Source organism: Roseococcus sp. SYP-B2431, assembly GCF_004336745.1.
Taxonomy (GTDB): domain Bacteria; phylum Pseudomonadota; class Alphaproteobacteria; order Acetobacterales; family Acetobacteraceae; genus Roseococcus.
This window is the reverse complement of the sequence record NZ_SJXD01000025.1, coordinates 272,896-288,093: the sequence shown is the minus strand read 5'-3', so window position 1 is coordinate 288,093 and position 15,198 is coordinate 272,896. Positions and strand designations below refer to the sequence as shown.

The 15,198-nt window shown below is 71.0% G+C and carries 12 protein-coding genes; 4 read left to right on the top strand and 8 right to left on the bottom strand.

The genetic code is table 11. The annotated features are described in order from the left end of the window. Window positions 1–7: 7 nt before the first annotated feature. The gene (locus tag EJV46_RS12690) at window positions 8–1,372 is read left to right on the top strand and encodes a hypothetical protein (RefSeq protein ID WP_240782535.1); all 1,365 of its coding nucleotides are present in this window, start codon (window positions 8–10) and stop codon (window positions 1,370–1,372) included. Here EJV46_RS12690 and EJV46_RS12685 read toward each other — a convergent pair. The 6 genes from EJV46_RS12685 to xseA all read right to left on the bottom strand — a co-directional run bounded on the left by EJV46_RS12685 (window position 1,362) and on the right by xseA (window position 10,066). Next, the gene (locus EJV46_RS12685; RefSeq protein ID WP_131549014.1) at window positions 1,362–1,616 is read right to left on the bottom strand and encodes a hypothetical protein; all 255 of its coding nucleotides are present in this window, start codon (window positions 1,614–1,616) and stop codon (window positions 1,362–1,364) included. The two genes, EJV46_RS12690 and EJV46_RS12685, sit on opposite strands and share 11 nt — an antisense overlap. Window positions 1,617–1,786: 170 nt before the next feature. After that, entirely contained in the window at window positions 1,787–3,217 is a 1,431-nt protein-coding gene (locus EJV46_RS12680; protein ID WP_131549013.1) for a TolC family protein, read from the bottom strand. After that, window positions 3,214–6,372, bottom strand: coding sequence for an efflux RND transporter permease subunit (locus tag EJV46_RS12675; protein WP_131549012.1), 3,159 nt, complete (start codon window positions 6,370–6,372; stop codon window positions 3,214–3,216). Before EJV46_RS12675 ends, EJV46_RS12680 begins: the two co-directional genes overlap by 4 nt. Window positions 6,373–6,380: 8 nt before the next feature. Further along, entirely contained in the window at window positions 6,381–7,682 is a 1,302-nt protein-coding gene (locus tag EJV46_RS12670; RefSeq protein WP_131549011.1) for an efflux RND transporter periplasmic adaptor subunit, read from the bottom strand. A 174-nt stretch (window positions 7,683–7,856) separates the two neighbouring features. Further along, window positions 7,857–8,639 carry a M23 family metallopeptidase gene (locus EJV46_RS12665; RefSeq protein ID WP_131549010.1) on the bottom strand — a complete coding sequence of 261 codons (783 nt, stop codon included), beginning with the start codon at window positions 8,637–8,639 and terminating at the stop codon, window positions 7,857–7,859. Further along, window positions 8,636–10,066, bottom strand: a complete 1,431-nt coding sequence (xseA, locus tag EJV46_RS12660) for an exodeoxyribonuclease VII large subunit (RefSeq protein ID WP_131549009.1) — start codon at window positions 10,064–10,066, stop codon at window positions 8,636–8,638. Before xseA ends, EJV46_RS12665 begins: the two co-directional genes overlap by 4 nt. Window positions 10,067–10,109: 43 nt before the next feature. Here xseA and purD point away from each other — a divergent pair, with 43 nt between their 5' ends. From purD to hemB, 3 genes are all read left to right on the top strand, one after another. After that, complete coding sequence (gene purD / locus EJV46_RS12655) at window positions 10,110–11,378, top strand: phosphoribosylamine--glycine ligase (RefSeq protein ID WP_131549008.1); 1,269 nt, start codon at window positions 10,110–10,112, stop codon at window positions 11,376–11,378. Window positions 11,379–11,498: 120 nt separating this feature from the next. Beyond that, window positions 11,499–12,803: an O-acetylhomoserine aminocarboxypropyltransferase/cysteine synthase family protein gene (locus tag EJV46_RS12650; protein ID WP_131549007.1), complete on the top strand. Its 1,305-nt coding sequence runs from the start codon at window positions 11,499–11,501 to the stop codon at window positions 12,801–12,803. A 59-nt stretch (window positions 12,804–12,862) separates the two neighbouring features. After that, a complete protein-coding gene (gene hemB / locus EJV46_RS12645) occupies window positions 12,863–13,861 on the top strand; it encodes a porphobilinogen synthase (RefSeq protein ID WP_131549006.1) in 999 nt (332 codons plus the stop codon). 3 nt (window positions 13,862–13,864) lie between these two features. Here hemB and EJV46_RS12640 read toward each other — a convergent pair whose 3' ends face one another. Then, window positions 13,865–14,248, bottom strand: a complete 384-nt coding sequence (locus EJV46_RS12640) for a hypothetical protein (RefSeq protein WP_131549005.1) — start codon at window positions 14,246–14,248, stop codon at window positions 13,865–13,867. Between the two features lie 99 nt (window positions 14,249–14,347). Beyond that, a complete protein-coding gene (locus EJV46_RS12635; protein ID WP_240782534.1) occupies window positions 14,348–15,166 on the bottom strand; it encodes an alpha/beta fold hydrolase in 819 nt (272 codons plus the stop codon). Window positions 15,167–15,198 lie beyond the last annotated feature (32 nt).

Below are 15,198 nucleotides of genomic sequence, written 5' to 3'. Positions count from 1 at the left end.
AGCCTAATTGCCGCGGGAAGCGGACCTCCGGCGCCGTCGCGCCCCCCTTCGGCCCGCCCTCGCGATCCTCGCGGGCGGGCTGCTGCTGATCTGGCCGGCCTTTCTCAACGGCTATCCGATCCTGTTCAGCGACAGCGGCGCCTTTCTCGCGCAGACGGTCCGGCCGCTGATGATCTGGGACAAGCCCTGGATCTACGGGCCCTTCGCCTGGATCTTCCACCAGCATCTCACCCTCTGGGGGACGGTGGCCGCGCAGGGGCTGATCGTCTCGCATCTGATCTGGCTGCTGGCGCGCGTGCTCGGCGGCGCGGCGCCGTGGCGGCATGTGGGGATCTGCGCGGCGCTGGCCGCCCTCACGGCCGCGCCGTGGTCGGCGGCGCTGGTCATGCCCGATATCCTGACGCCGGCGGCCGTGCTCTGCGCGGCGCTGCTCGGCTGGGCCTGGGACGGGCTGAGCCGCGCCGAGCGCGGCTGGCTGATCCTGCTGGGCAGCGTCGCCACCGCCGCGCATCTGTCGAACCTGCCGGTGATGTTCGCGATCGTCGTGCTGGCCGCGATCCTGCGCGCGGGCTGGGGCACGCTGCTCCGCGCGGCCATGCCGCTCCTCGGCGCGGTGCTGCTGCTGCTCGGCACCAACCTCGTGGGGCACGGGCGCCTCGCGCTGTCGCCCTATGGCAGCACCTTCCTCCTCGCCCGGCTGATCGCCGACGGGCCGGCCGCGCGGACCATCGCGGCCCGCTGCCCCGATTCCGGCTGGTATCTCTGCGCCTTCGCCGGGCGGCTGCCGACCAATTCCGACGTCTTCCTCTGGGTGCCGGACAGCCCGGTGAACCGCCGCCCCGACGGCACGCCGGTCTTCCTCGGCGGCATGGTCCTGGCACCCGAGGCGAGCGCGATCATCGCCGAGACCCTGCGGCGCGAGCCGCTGGCCGTGATCCGTGACGGGCTCGCCAATTTCGTCGCGCAGCTCCGTCGGAACCAGGTGGGCGACACGCTCTCGCGCCACGACGTGGGGATGGGGGTGCGGCCGGAGATCTCGAGGGGATTTCCCGCGGCCGAGCTGGCGCGCTTCGACGGGTCCCTCCAGATGCGGGACGGGCTGAAGGCGCGCGGACGGCGGCTCAATCCCGTCTTCTCGGCCGTGCTGATCCTGTCCGCGCCCCTCGCGCTGCTCGCCTGGGCGCGGGCGCACCGCGCGCGGGACGCCCGCCGACTGGGGCTGCTGCTGTGCCTGCTGGTCGGGCTGACGGGCAATGCGCTGGCGACGGGCACCCTCTCCATGCCGCATCACCGGTATCAGGCCCGCGTGGTCTGGCTCCTGCCGCTGGCGGCGATGCTCTTCTGGCGCAGGCCCGACGAGTTCAGGGCCTGAGGATCCGCAGCAGGGCCAGCGCCGCGAGCGCGGGCACGCCGAAGGCCACCGCCGCGAGCGGCAGTTCCTGCGCCACCGTGTAGCCGGCGCGGCTGACGCCGATCCACATATTGGCGGCCGTGGCGATCAGCCAGATCAGGAGGAAGAGCCTGAGCGTGGTGGCCGGCTGGCCGATGGCACGCCCCGCGACCGCCATGCCGGCCAGCAGGACGAGCCCGCCGCCGATGAGGAGCATCGTGTGCATGCGAGAAGCGCGTCCCTGGTGCGAAAGCGCTGGGCCGGCCTCGCGGCCGGTTCCTGCGTCCGTCCCAGAATGTCAGGCTTCTACAACCGGCGCGAGTGGTCACCTCCGCCATTCCGGCGGCTCACCGTATCCAGCGGCAACGGCGTGGATCGAGCCTCCAGCCGAGCCCGTCACAACCGCGGCGCGAGTCCACCCACGCCCGTCGCGAATTCCAGCTGCGCCAGCGCCGTGAGGTAGTTCGCCCGGGCATTGTTCGCCGCCACCCGGGTCGCGTTCAGTGTCCGCAGCGCGTCCAGCACGTCGAGCAGGCTGCGCCCGCCCGCCAGATAGGCCTGCTCCGAGCTCCGATAGGCCTGCTCGGCCCGGTTCAGCGCGCCGCCGGTGTAGAGGCGCAGCAGGGCACGGGCCTGCTCGCAGGCGGACCAGGCGGTGGCGAAGTCGGCCCGCGCCTGGAGGAGCGCGTTCCGCGCCAGGGCCTCGCTCTGGGCCTGCTGCCCCTGGGCGGCGCCAATGTTGCCGCGCGTGATCTGCCGGGTGAAGAGCGGCACCGAGAGGTTCAGCGTGAACTGATTGCTGGCGATCAGCGGCTGCGAGGAATTCGGCAGGTCCTGCGAGAGCTCGGACCGTCCCCAGCCGCCATTGACCGTCACGTCGCGCCAGCGCTGCGCCTCGGCGAGGCTGGTGTTGGCGCCGGCCGCCGAGGCCTGGCGCGCGGCCACGACCACGTCGGGGCGGCTCTGCACGGCATCGCCCAGCGTGCCGCGCGCGACGCCGATCTCGGGCGCGATGTCGAAACGGCCGCGCAGGTCGATGGCCAGGGCGGGCAGCGCCACGCGCAAGGGGTCGCGGCCGGGCGGCGCGGGCGGCGGCGGGGCCGCGGCGTCGAGCGCCAGCGCCACGGCGACCTGGGCCACGCCCGCGGCATAGGCCTGCGCGGCGGTGGTGACATCGGCCTCGAAGGGAACCCGGCTGGCCTGGAAGCGGAGCAGGTCGCCCTCGGGCAGCGCGCCGTCCTGGACCTGGCGGCGTAGCAGCGCCTCGGTGCGGTCGAGGCTGCCGCGATTGCCCAGCGCCACCTCCAGATTGGCGCGGGCGGCCAGGGCCGCGATGAAGTTCTGGCGAAGCGCGAAGATCTGGATGCGCAGCGCATCGAGCACCTGCGCCTCGGCGACGGCGATGTTCGCGTCGGCGAAGCGGGTCCGCAGCTCGCGCTTGCCGCCGAGCTCGACCAGGACCGTGAGGCCGATATTGATGTTGTTGCCCGGCCCGTGGAGGCGCGCGCCCTGCAGCCCGTTGCGGCGCGTCTCGTTGAACTCGCCGATCGTGTTGCCGATGCTGGCCTGCATGGGCGGCAGGGAGGAGGCGACGAGGCGCTGGGCCCGGGCCGCATCGATGCCGCGCTGGGCCGCGACGACAGTCAGGTTGCGCTCGATCAGCCGGCTCTCGGCCTCGGCGAGGGTGAGCACGCGGGGCTGGCCCGGCAGCGGCAGCGCCTGCATGCCGGCGCCGGCCTCGCGCGGCTGCCGGGCCGTGGGGGGCGGCGCCTGGGCCAGCGCCGGGCTCGCCACGCAGAGCGCCGCTAGGACCGCCAGACGCCTCATGCCGGCAGCCCTGCCCGCTCGCGGCGCGCGGCCAGCGCCGCCTCCTGCCGCGCCAGGTCGCGCGGGCGGCCCAGCCGGTCGATCAGTGCCGGGAAGATCACCAGGATGAAGATCGGCACCAGGCCGATGCCGCCCACCACCACGATCGCCAGCGGCTTGGTGACATCCGCGCCGATGCCCGTCGCGAGGGCCATTGGCAGCAGGCCGAAGAAGCTGGCGAAGCAGGTCATAAACACGGGGCGCAGCCGGTCCTGCCCAGACTGGTCCAGCGCCGGCTTCCAGGCCATGCCCTCGTGCCGGAGGTGATTGAAATGCGAGAGCATGATGATCCCCTCCATCACCGTGATGCCGAAGAGCGCCAGGAAGCCGATGGCCGCCGGGACGGAGAAGTTCAGCCCCGCCGCGCCCAGCGCCATGATTCCGCCGACGAGCGACAGCGGCACCATCGCCATCACCAGCAGCATCTCCCGAAGGTTGCCGAACTGGACATAGAGCAGGACCATGATGATGAGCAGCGCGACGGGCACGATGTTCAGCAGCCGCGCCACCGCCTCCTGGAGGTTCCGGAACTCGCCCAGCCAGTCGAGCCGGTAGCCGGATTCGAGGCGCAGTTCCCGGGCGATCAGCGCCTGCGCCTCCTGCACCGCACTGGCCGGGTCCCGGCCGCGGACGGAGAAGCGGATCGGCACGTAGCGCGTGCTCTCCTCCCGATAGACATAGGCCGTGCCCGAGGAAAGCCGGATCTCCGCGACGTCGGCCAGGACCGCGCCTCGGGGGCCGCCGACCGGAATCCGCCGGATCGCGTCGATATTGTCACGGAACTGCGGCGCCATGCGGACGGTGATCGGGAAGTTGCGGTCGCCGCCGGGCTCGTAGAGCCGCCCGGCCTCGCGCCCGCCGATGGCGGCCTGGACCACCTGGTTGATGTCGTCCACCTGCAGGCCGAAGCGCGCGGCCCGCGCCCGGTCGATGGTGACCGAGATGGTCGGCTGCCCGAGCGTGGGGAAGATGGCGATGTCGGTCAGCCCCCGCACCTGGTTGAGCAGCCCGCGGATCTGCTCCGCATGCCGGGTCAGCAGGTCGAGGTCGGGCCCATAGATCTTGATGGCGTTGGCGCCCTTCACGCCGGAGGCGGCCTCCTGGACGTTGTCGCTGATCGCCTGGGCGAAGCTGAACTGCACACCGAGGAAGCGCTCGGACAGCCGGGCGTTGATGGCGGCGACCAGACCGTCGCGGTTGGGCGCGGTGGTCCACTGGTCCGGCGGGCGGAGCGGCACGAAGAACTCGGCGTTGAAGAAGCCGGCGGAATCCGTGCCGTCGTCGGGCCGGCCCTGCTGCGAGGTGACGGTGATCGCCTCGGGGAACTCCATCAGCGTGGCGCGGATGCCCTGGACGGTGGGGTGGCCCTCCTCCAGCGAGATGGTGCCGGGCATGGTCGCGCGGACCCAGAGGTTGCCCTCCTCCAGCGTCGGCAGGAACTCGGCGCCCAGATGGGAGAGGACGAAGATGGAGATAGCCACCAGCACCGCCGCCACCACCAGCGCGAATTCCCGCGCCGCCATGGAGAAGCGGTACATCCGGCCGTGCGCCCAGCGCAGGCCCCGCACCAGCGGGGTGTCACGCTCCTGGCTGTCCTCGCGGAGCAGCACGGCGGAGAGCGCGGGCACCACGGTGAAGGCGGCGATCAGCGAGCCGAAGATCGCATAGGCGTAGGTCTTCGCCATCGGGCCGAAGATGCGGCCCTCGATGCCGCCCATGGTGAAGAGCGGGATGAAGGCGACGATGACGATCAGCAGGGCGAAGAGGATGGGCTTGCCCACCTCGCCGCCCGCGCGCAGGACGGTGAGCGAGATGCCGGACAGCCCGCCGGCCTGGGGGCTCGCATAGAGATGCGGGTTGCGCCGCGCGAGGGCCAGATGGCGGTAGATGTTCTCGACCATGATGATGGTCGCGTCCACCAGCAGGCCGAAGTCGAGCGCGCCGATGGAGAGCAGGTTGGCGCTCTCGCCCCGCGCCAGGATCACCAGCACGGCGAAGAAGAAGGCGAAGGGAATGGTCGCTGCGACGACCACGGCGCCGCGCAGGTCGCCGAGGAACAGCCACTGGATCACCAGGATCAGCACCACGCCGACGATGATGTTGTGCACCACCATCTGTGTGGCGACCTTCACCAGGTCCTCGCGGTCATAGAGCGGCACGACGCGCACGCCGGGCGGGAGGATGCCGCCGGCATTGATGCGCTCCACCTCCCGCTGCACGCCCCGGATGGTGGGCAGGGTCTGCTCGCCGCGGCGCATGAGCACGGTGGCCAGCACCACGTCGCCGTCGCGCTCGTGCCCCGCGATGCCGAGCCGCGGCAGGCTGCCGATCTCGACGGCCGCGACATCCGAGAGCAGGACCGGCGTCCCGTCCGCCGAGGCGGAAAGGACGATGTTGCGGATGTCCTCCGTGCTGCGGATCAGGCCGATGCCCTGCACCACCGCCGCCTGCGGGCCGATGTTGATGGTTCCCGCGCCCACGGTGGCATTGCCCGCCCGCACCGCCTCGATCACCGCGGGCAGCTGCAGCGCGTAGGCGTTGAGCCGGCCGAGGTCGATCGTCACGTTGTAGGACTTGCTGCGGCCGCCGAAGCTGGTCACGTCGACCACGCCGGGCACGCGCTTGAAGCGGCGCTCCAGCACCCATTCCTGCAGGGTCTTGAGGTCGTCCGGCGAGAAGCCGGGCGGGCCGACGACGCGGTAGCGCATGATCTCGCCGATGGGCGAGAGCGGGCTGATGGTGGGATTCGCCCCCTCCGGCAGGTCGCGCAGTGTGGCCAGCCGGTTCAGCACCTGCTGCAGCGCCTGCTCGTAGGTGAAGGCGAAGGTGAACTGCACGCGCACGTCGGAGAGGCCGAAGAGGCTCGTCGACCGCACCGAATTCATGTTCGGCAGCCCCGCCATGGCGAGCTCGACCGGGATGGAGACGTAGCGCTCGATCTCCTCGGCCGAGGCGCCGGGATTCTGCGTGATGATCACGACCTGCGGCGGCACCGGGTCCGGATACGCCTCGATGTTCAGCGTGAGGAAGCCGTAGGCGCCGACCGCCACGAAGACGATGAACAGGAGAATGACCAGCGCCCGCTGCTGGAGCGAGATGGCGACAAGCTGACGCATGGGGCTGCTCAGTCGATGCGCGAGGCGCGGTCGATGAAGAGGGCGCCGCCGGTGACCACGCGGTCGCCGTCGGCCAGGCCCGCGCGGGCCTCGATCATGCTCTCCGAGCGGAGGCCGGGCGTGATGCGCCGCATGGCGAAGCGCCCCTCGGGCAGCGAGACCCAGACATTCGCCTCGTCGCCGCGGAAGATCACAGCACTGGCCGGCACGGCGGGGGCGCGGGAGGTCTCGCCCACCTCGATGCGGAACGTCGCGAACATCTCGGGCCGCAGCTCGCCGCCGGGATCCTGGATCTCGGCCATGACCATCAGGCGCCGCGTGGCGGGGTCGAGCCCGGCGGCCGTGCGGACGATCCGGGCGTCGAAATGCCGGTCGGGCAGCGCGTTGACCCGGACATCCACCGGCTGGCCCACCCGGATCATGGGCACATCCATCTCGCGGACATTGGCGATGAGCCACATGGTCGAGAGGTCCGCCAGGGTGAAGACCGGCTCGCCCTGGCCGGCGGTCAGCCATTGGCCCGGCCCGGCGCGGCGCTGGGTGATCGTGCCGGCCATCGGCGCGGTCACGGTGATGAGGCCGCTCACCTGGCGGGTCCGCTCGATCTCCGCGATCTGGTCCGGCGTGCGGCCGAGGACGCGCAGGCGGTCGCGATTGGCCTCGGCCTGGGCATGTGCGCTGCGGAGATCGGATTCGGCGGCGGCCGAGGCGGCGCGCGCCTGCTCCACGTCGCGCTGCGAGGCGGCGCGGGCGGAGAAGAGCGAGGCCTGGCGGGCATCCTCGCGCCGCGCCTGGGCGAGGGCCACGGTGGCCTTCTGCACATTGTCCAGCGCGCCGAGCAGGTCGTTGGCGGCGCCGGTAACGTCGGGCGTCTCGATCTCGTAGAGCGGCGCGCCGGCCTCCACGCGGTCGCCGACGCGGGCGAAGGCGCGCATCACCCGGCCGGTATAGGGCGAGAGCATCGGGGTCGAACGGTCGTCATTGTAGGCGATGCGGCCATCGGCCATGCGCTCGGGGCGGAAGTCGCGGCTGGCCACGGGCTCGATGCGCAGGGCGCGCATCTCCTTCTCGCTCAGCCTGAACTCGCCCTCGGACAGCGCCGCCTGGGTCGAGGCCGCGGCGGGCGCCGGCCTCTCGACGTGGTTCAGGTAGTAATAGGCGCCGCCGCCCAGCACCAGGACGAGGCCCAGCCAGGGCAGCAGCCTGCGCCGGGGGCGCAGCGCGGCCGTCAGCTCGGAGGAGGACGCCGCGGGGCCTTGGGGGCCGGCGCGGTGGTCGAGCTTCGCCGGTTCCTGGTGAATCACGTTCATGAATGTCCCGAACCATCCATGCGAGGGGGAGAAGCCTGTCGAATTGGACGCCGCGACAGGATCCCGCGATGGAAGCACTACATTAACAGAAGCTGAACGAGATCGGTAGCCGTCCCGGATGAAATTCTGGCCACATCCAGGGACGGGCTGGAAAGGCCTCGTGCTCCGGGCTCGTCAGGCCGGCAGCAAGGGCTGCGGGTCGAGCCAGAGCCGATACCAGCTCAGTCCGAAATGCAGGTGGGGGCCGGTGACGCGTCCGGTCGCGCCCATGGCGGCGATCCGCTGGCCGGCGCGGACCTCCTGCCCCTCGGCGACGTCGATGGTCGAGAGATGGGCGTAGAGCGTGTTCACCCCATGCCCGTGGTCGAGCACCAGCAGCTTGCCGAAGAAATGGAACTCGGCGGCGAGGGTGACGCGGCCGGAGCAGGCCGCCTGGATGGGCGTGCCGACCGGCCCGGCGATGTCGAGCGCGGCATGCGGCTGGCGGGGCTGGCCGTTCAGGATCCGCTGGCTGCCATAGATCCCGCTGATCCGGCCGCGCGCGGGCCAGGCGAGGCCGGCCGCAAAGTCGGTGCGCGGGGTATCGAGACCACGGACGACGGCGAGCCGTTCCCGCTCGGCGACGATACGCTGCAGGGTCGCCGCGTCCGGCGTCACCTGCGCCGGCGGCAGGCCGTTGATGTGCTGGACGTCCCACTGGCGGGGCGTGACCTCGATGGTGCGGGGCGTGCCATTCTCCGTCAGCGTGGCGCGGGGGCCATGGTCCCGGCCGAAGCCCAGGACGAAAAGCCCCTCGGGCGAGACGCGGACCGCCTGCCTCTCCAGCGCCAGACGCGCCCCGGCGGCGCCCCGGCCGAGGAGCATGGCGCCCTGGGTCGGATGGCCGCGCCATTCCAGGGCAGCGGCCGGCCGGGCCAGCAGCAGCGCCGGCAAGGCCAGGGCCGCGCGACGCTTCAAAACAGCAGCCCCTGCACCGGCCTTGCCGGCGCCGCTGACACGTCGACGGCCCCATCCTGGAAGGTCAGGGTCAGCTTCGCGCCAGGCGAGACCTCGGCGGCGGCGGTGATGGTCTTTCCGCCGGTGCTCTGGACGAGTGCGAAGCCTCGCGCCAGCACGGCATTGTAGCTGACCGCCTCCAGCCGGGCCGCGAGCCCCTCGACGCGGGCGGCACGCTCGCGGATCAGGCCGAGCACGGGCGCGGGGGAGAGCCGGGCCAGTGCCGGGGCCGCCTCGCGCCGCGCCAGGTTCCGCGCCCAGGCGGCATTCATCCTCTGGTCAATCGCCTGCACGGCATTGCGGCCGGACGCGATGGCCTCGCGCGGATGGCGGAGATGGGCGCCGAGCCGGGCCACCTCCTGCCGCTTGGCGAGCACGAAGCCGGGCAGCGCGGTGCGCAGCCGCTCGCCGCGGTCGTCGAGGCGCTGGCGGAGCTGGTTCACCATGGAAGGCAGGTCGGGCAGGCCGCGCTCGGCGCGATGCAGGTGCAGGCGGCTCTCGCGCAGCCTGGCCGCGATGCACTGGGCGATGCGGAAGCCGCGCTGGGCGATATCGGCCGCGAGGTCCACCCGGGAAGGCACCGCCATCTCGGCGGCGGCGGTGGGGGTGGGCGCGCGGCGGTCGCTCGCGAAGTCGATGAGGGTGGTATCGGTCTCGTGGCCGACGGCGGAGATCAGCGGGATGGTGCATTCGGCCGCCGCCCGGATCACGATCTCCTCGTTGAAGGCCATCAGGTCCTCCAGCGAGCCGCCGCCGCGCGCGACGATCAGCACGTCCGGCCGGGGGATGGGCCCGCCGGGCCGCAGCGCCGAGAAGCCGTGGATGGCGGCGGCTATTTTCTCGGCCGACCCCTCCCCCTGCACCGGGACCGACCAGAGGATCAGGTGGCGCGGGAAACGGCGCGCCAGAGTCGTGCGGATGTCCTGGATCACCGCGCCGCGCTCGCTGGTCACTACGCCGATGACATTCGGCAGCAGCGGGAAGGGCCGCTTCCGCTCGGCGTCGAAAAGGCCCTCCTTCAGCAGCATCAGCCGCAACCGCTCGATCCGCGCCAGCAGCGCGCCCTCGCCGGCATATTCCAGCTTCTCGATGATGAGCTGGTACTTGGAGCGGTCGCCATAGGTGGAGACCCGGCCGGTGGCGATCACCTCCAGCCCGTTCTCCGGCTTCAGCCCGAGTCGCGAGACGGCGCTCTTCCAGACGACGCTCTCGATCTTGGCGTTCTCGTCCTTGAGCGACATGTAGATGTGGCCCGAGGGATAAGGCTTCACCTCCGTCAGCTCGCCGCGGACGCGGACACGCTGGAAGGCGCCCTCGAGGGTGCGCTTGATGGCGCCGGCCAACTCGCCCACACCGTATTCGGGAATATTTCCGCCGGGTCCGTCCATCGCCCGAGTATAGGACGCTCCGCCGGATTCTGGAGAGGCTGGCATGAAGGTTCTGGTGGTGGGCGGCGGCGGCCGCGAACATGCGCTGTGCTGGGCGATCGCCGCCTCGCCGCTGCTGACGCGGCTGATCTGCGCGCCGGGCAATCCTGGGATCGCCGAGATCGCGGAATGCTTCCCGGTCGGCGCGGAGGATGTCGCCGGCATCGTGGCGCTCGCCAAGAGCGAGGCGATCGAGCTGGTCGTCGTCGGCCCCGAGGCCCCGCTGACGCTCGGCATGGCCGATGCCTGCGCCGAGGCCGGCATCCCCTGCTTCGGCCCGCGCAAGGCGGCGGCCCTGCTGGAGGGCAGCAAGAGCTTCTTCAAGGAGATCGCCAATGCCGCCGGGGCGCCCACGGCCGCGCATGGCCGCTTCACCGACGCGGCCTCCGCCCGGGCCTATATCCGCGCGCAGGGCGCGCCCATCGTGGTGAAGGCGGACGGGCTTGCGGCCGGCAAGGGCGTGGTTGTCGCCGCCACCGTCGAGGAGGCGGAGCAGGCCGTCACCGAAATGATGGAAGAGGGCCTCCACGGCGCCGCGGGCTCAACCCTCGTCATCGAGGAGTGCCTGCTGGGCGAGGAGATCAGCTTCTTTGCATTGTGCGATGGCCAGCACGCGGTTCCGCTGGGCGCCGCCCAGGACCACAAGCGCGTGGGCGACGGCGACACCGGGCCGAACACGGGCGGCATGGGCGCCTATTCCCCTCCCCCCGCCTTCACCGAGCCCTTGCAGGCCGAGGTGATGCGAACCTGCATCACACCCGTGCTTGCGGAGCTGGCGAGACGCGGCACGCCCTTCCAGGGGGTGCTTTTCGCGGGGCTCATGCTGACCGCGGACGGCCCGAAGCTGCTGGAATTCAACGTCCGCTTCGGTGATCCGGAATGCCAGGCGCTCATGCTCCGCCTGCGCAGCGACCTGCTGCCGGCGCTGCTGGCCGCCACCCAGGGCGAGTTGAAGGATTTCGACCTGCGCTGGGAGAAGTCCGCCAGCATCGTCGTGGTCATGGCGGCCGAGGGCTATCCCACCACGCCCCGCCGGGGTACCGAGATCCGCGGGCTGGAGGCGGCGGCGCAGGTCCCCGGCGCGCAGATCTTCCACGCCGGGACCGCGCGCGACCAGGAAGGACGGCTCGTCGCCAATGGGGGGCGCGTGCTGGGCGTCGGCGCGACGGGCGCGACCCTCGCCGAGGCGCGGGAGGCCGCCTATGCCGCCGTTGCGAAGGTCGAATGGCCGGGAGGGTTCTGCCGCGGGGACATCGGCTGGCGCGCGCTTTAGCGTGTTTTATCCCATTCACGGGAGGTCGTCGCAGAATGCGGGGCACCGCCGATTCTTGAGGCTTTCCGCCTCCATCCGATGATGGCAGTGTCCGTCCAAATCGAGGAAGGCCGAGACAGGATGAGCCAGTACACCCACCCGGAGACCATCGCCCTCCACGGCGGCAGCCATCGCGCCGACCCGAGCACGGGCTCGGTCGCCGTGCCGATCCATCAGACGACCAGCTTCCAGTTCCAGGACACCGGCCACGCCGCCCGGCTCTTCGGCCTCGCCGAGCTCGGAAACATCTACTCGCGCATCATGAACCCGACGAACGACGCGCTGGAGACGCGCGTCGCGCAGCTCGAGGGCGGCGCGGCCGCACTCTCGGTCGGCTCGGGCCAGGCGGCCACGACCTTCACGGTGATGAACCTCTGCCAGGCGGGCGACAACATCGTCAGCAGCACCGACCTCTATGGCGGCACCTGGAACCTCTTCGCCAATACGCTGAAGCAGTTCGGCGTCGAGGTGCGCTTCGTCGATCCGGCCGATCCCGAGGCCTTCGCCCGCGCCACCGACGCGAAGACGCGCTGCTACTACGCCGAGACGCTGCCCAACCCGAAGCTGCAGGTCTTCCCGATCGGCGAGATCGCGGCGATCGGCCGCAAGCTCGGCGTGCCGCTCATCATGGACAACACGGCGGCGCCCATCCTGTGCCGGCCCTTCGAGCACGGCGCGGCCGTGGTGATGCACTCCACGACCAAGTGGATCGGCGGCCACGGCACGAGCATCGGCGGCATCGTCGTGGACGGCGGCAACTTCGACTGGGAAGCCCCTCTCGGCGAGGGCAAGGGCGGCGAGCGCTTCCCCACGCTGAACACGCCCGACCCGAGCTATCACGGCGCCGTCTGGAGCCAGGCGGCCAAGCCGCTCGGACCCATCGCCTATATCCTGCGCATGCGGACCTGCCTGCAGCGCGACCTGGGCGCGCCCATGTCGCCCTTCAACGCTTTCATGTTCCTCCAGGGGCTGGAGACGCTGCCGCTGCGCATGGAGCGGCATTGCTCCAATGCGACGAAGGTCGCGGCCTTCCTCTCCGGCCATCCGGATGTGGTGAAGGTCATCCATCCCTCGGTCATGACGGGCGAGTCCAAGCGCCGGGCCGACGCCTATCTCAAGGGCGGCCACGGCAGCCTGCTGGGCTTCGAGCTGAAGGGCGGAAAGGAAGCCGGGCAGGCCTTCATCGAGAAGCTGAAGATGTTCTACCATGTCGCCAATATCGGCGACGCGCGCAGCCTCGCGATCCATCCGGCGACCACCACGCACAGCCAGCTGAACGAGGAGGAGCAGGCGGCGAGCGGCGTGACGCCGGGCTATATCCGCCTCTCGATCGGCATCGAGCATATCGACGACATCCTGGCCGATCTGAAGCAGGCGCTCTCGTAACCCGCGCCTGCGGGGTTCTATAAGGGCCTCCGAATGACGTTCCGGCCATCGGAGGCCCCATGAACTTCGCAGGTTCCTTTCCCAACACCCGCATGCGGCGCAACCGGCGCGATGCCTGGACGCGCAAGCTCACCGCCGAGAACAGGCTGACGCCGGCCGACCTCATCTGGCCGATCTTCCTCACGGATGGCGTGGACAAGGTCGTGCCCGTCGAGAGCATGCCCGGGATCGTGCGGGTCTCGGTGGACCGCGCGGCCGAGCATGTGGCGGAGGCGGTGGAGCTCGGCATCCCCGCCGTCGCCCTCTTCCCCTATACGCCCGTCGAGGAACGGGACGACGAGGGCACCGGCGCGCTCGACGCCGACAACCTCATGTGCCGTGGCGCCCGCGCGCTGAAGGCGGCGCATCCCGATCTGGGCCTGATCGGCGACGTGGCGCTCGACACCTACACCAGCCATGGCCATGACGGCGTGCTGCGCGGCGGCTATGTCCACAACGAGGACACGGTCGAGATCCTCTGCCGCCAGGCCGTGCTGATGGCTCAGGCCGGCGTGGACGTGATCGCGCCCTCGGACATGATGGACGGCCGCGTCGGCAGCATCCGCAAGGCGCTGGACGAGCAGGGCCTCATCCACACGCGCATCATGAGCTACGCGGCGAAATACGCCTCCGGCTACTACGCGCCCTTCCGCGACGCGGTCGGCAGCACGGGCGCGCTGCTCGGCGACAAGAAGACCTATCAGATGGATCCCGCCAACAGCGACGAGGCCCTGCGCGAGGTCGCGCTCGACATCGCCGAGGGCGCCGACATGGTGATGGTGAAGCCTGGCCTGCCCTATCTGGACATCGTCCATCGCGTGAAGACGGAGTTCGGCCTGCCGACCTTCGTCTACCAGGTGAGCGGCGAGTACGCGATGCTCATGGCGGCGGTCGAGCGCGGCTGGCTCGACCACGACCGCGCGATGATGGAGGCGCTGATCTCCTTCAAGCGCGCGGGCGCGAACGGCGTGCTCAGCTATTTCGCGGTGAAGGCCGCGCGGCTGCTGAAGGCGGGCTGAGCCCTACTTCCGCGGCGCGCCGCCGCCGGAACCGCTGCGGAAGGCGGTCATGAGCGCCGTCACGTCCGGGCTGACATCGGCCGAGGCGTTGCCGGCGCCCACGAAGATCGCGACGCTGTTCTGCGGCAGGCAATAGATCGTGTAGATCCGCCCGCCCTCGCGCTCGCCCCAGGCGGCGGACCGGGTGGTGTTGAGCGGCCGCAGCCCGACCGAGGCGATGGCGAGCGCCCCGCGTTGCAGACATGCCTCGATCGACGTGCCGGGCGGAAGCGCTACGTGATTGACCACGGCTCCAACCGCCAGGGCCGGCCTGGCGGCCAAAGTGGTGGCGGCCAGCGTGCCCGCGGCCAGGAGGACCATGCCGGCCAGTTTCGGATTCATGCGCATCTGTCGCCCTCCATTCTTGGTCTGCCAATCCTGGCAAATCGTGAGGTGGCAGGGAATACATGCAGCGGAAATTAGGCTCGTCTCAACGCGAGTTGCCGTTCAGCCTTCCAGGAAGCGAAGGACGAGGCCGACCTGCGAGCGATCCATCAGCGCCGGCGCATGGCCGCAGCCGGGGATGGTCTCGACCGTCACCTGAGCCGCCTGGCCCATGCGGGATGCCGTCTCCGGCAGCAGCAGATCGGAGCTTTCGCCGCGCAGCACGAGGACGGGGCGCTTCGCGCAGAGCTCCCAGAGCGGCCAGAGCTCCACATCCGCGAGCGGCCCGGCCATCGGCTCCACGATCGCGGGATCGTAATGCAGCACGAATTTTCCCCCGGCCATGACGCGGGCGCTGTGCCGTGCGAGATGCGCCCATTCCGCGTCGCTCAGCGGGCCGAAGGGTGCGTGGACCTTGCGAAGTTGCGCCTCGACGGCGGCCAGGCTGTCGAATTCCGGGAAGATCCGGAGGTAATCGCGAATGCGCTCCAGCGCGGCGACGGGAACGAAGGGGCCGATGTCGTTCAGCACCATGCGCCGCATAGCCACGCCCGGCACGGCGCAAAGCCCCATGCCGATCAGCCCGCCCATCGAGGTGCCGACCCAGTCGTACTCGCCCAGTTCCACCAGCAGCGGCGTCAGCGCCGCCACATAGGTCGGGACCGCGTAGAGCGCGCCCGAGGGCAGCCAGTCGGAAATCCCGCGCCCCGGCACGTCCGGGCAGATCACGCGGCGGCCTTGCTCCGCCAGCGCCATGGCCAGCGCGTCGAAGTCGCGGCCGTTGCGGGTCAGGCCATGCACGCAGACCACGGGCCGGCCGGTGAGCGGCCCCCATTCCGTCCAGCGCAGCGTCAACGGCCCGAAGTCGAACGTGCCGCGCATGGAACCCATGCGGGGCGCGCCGATGCGGGGCC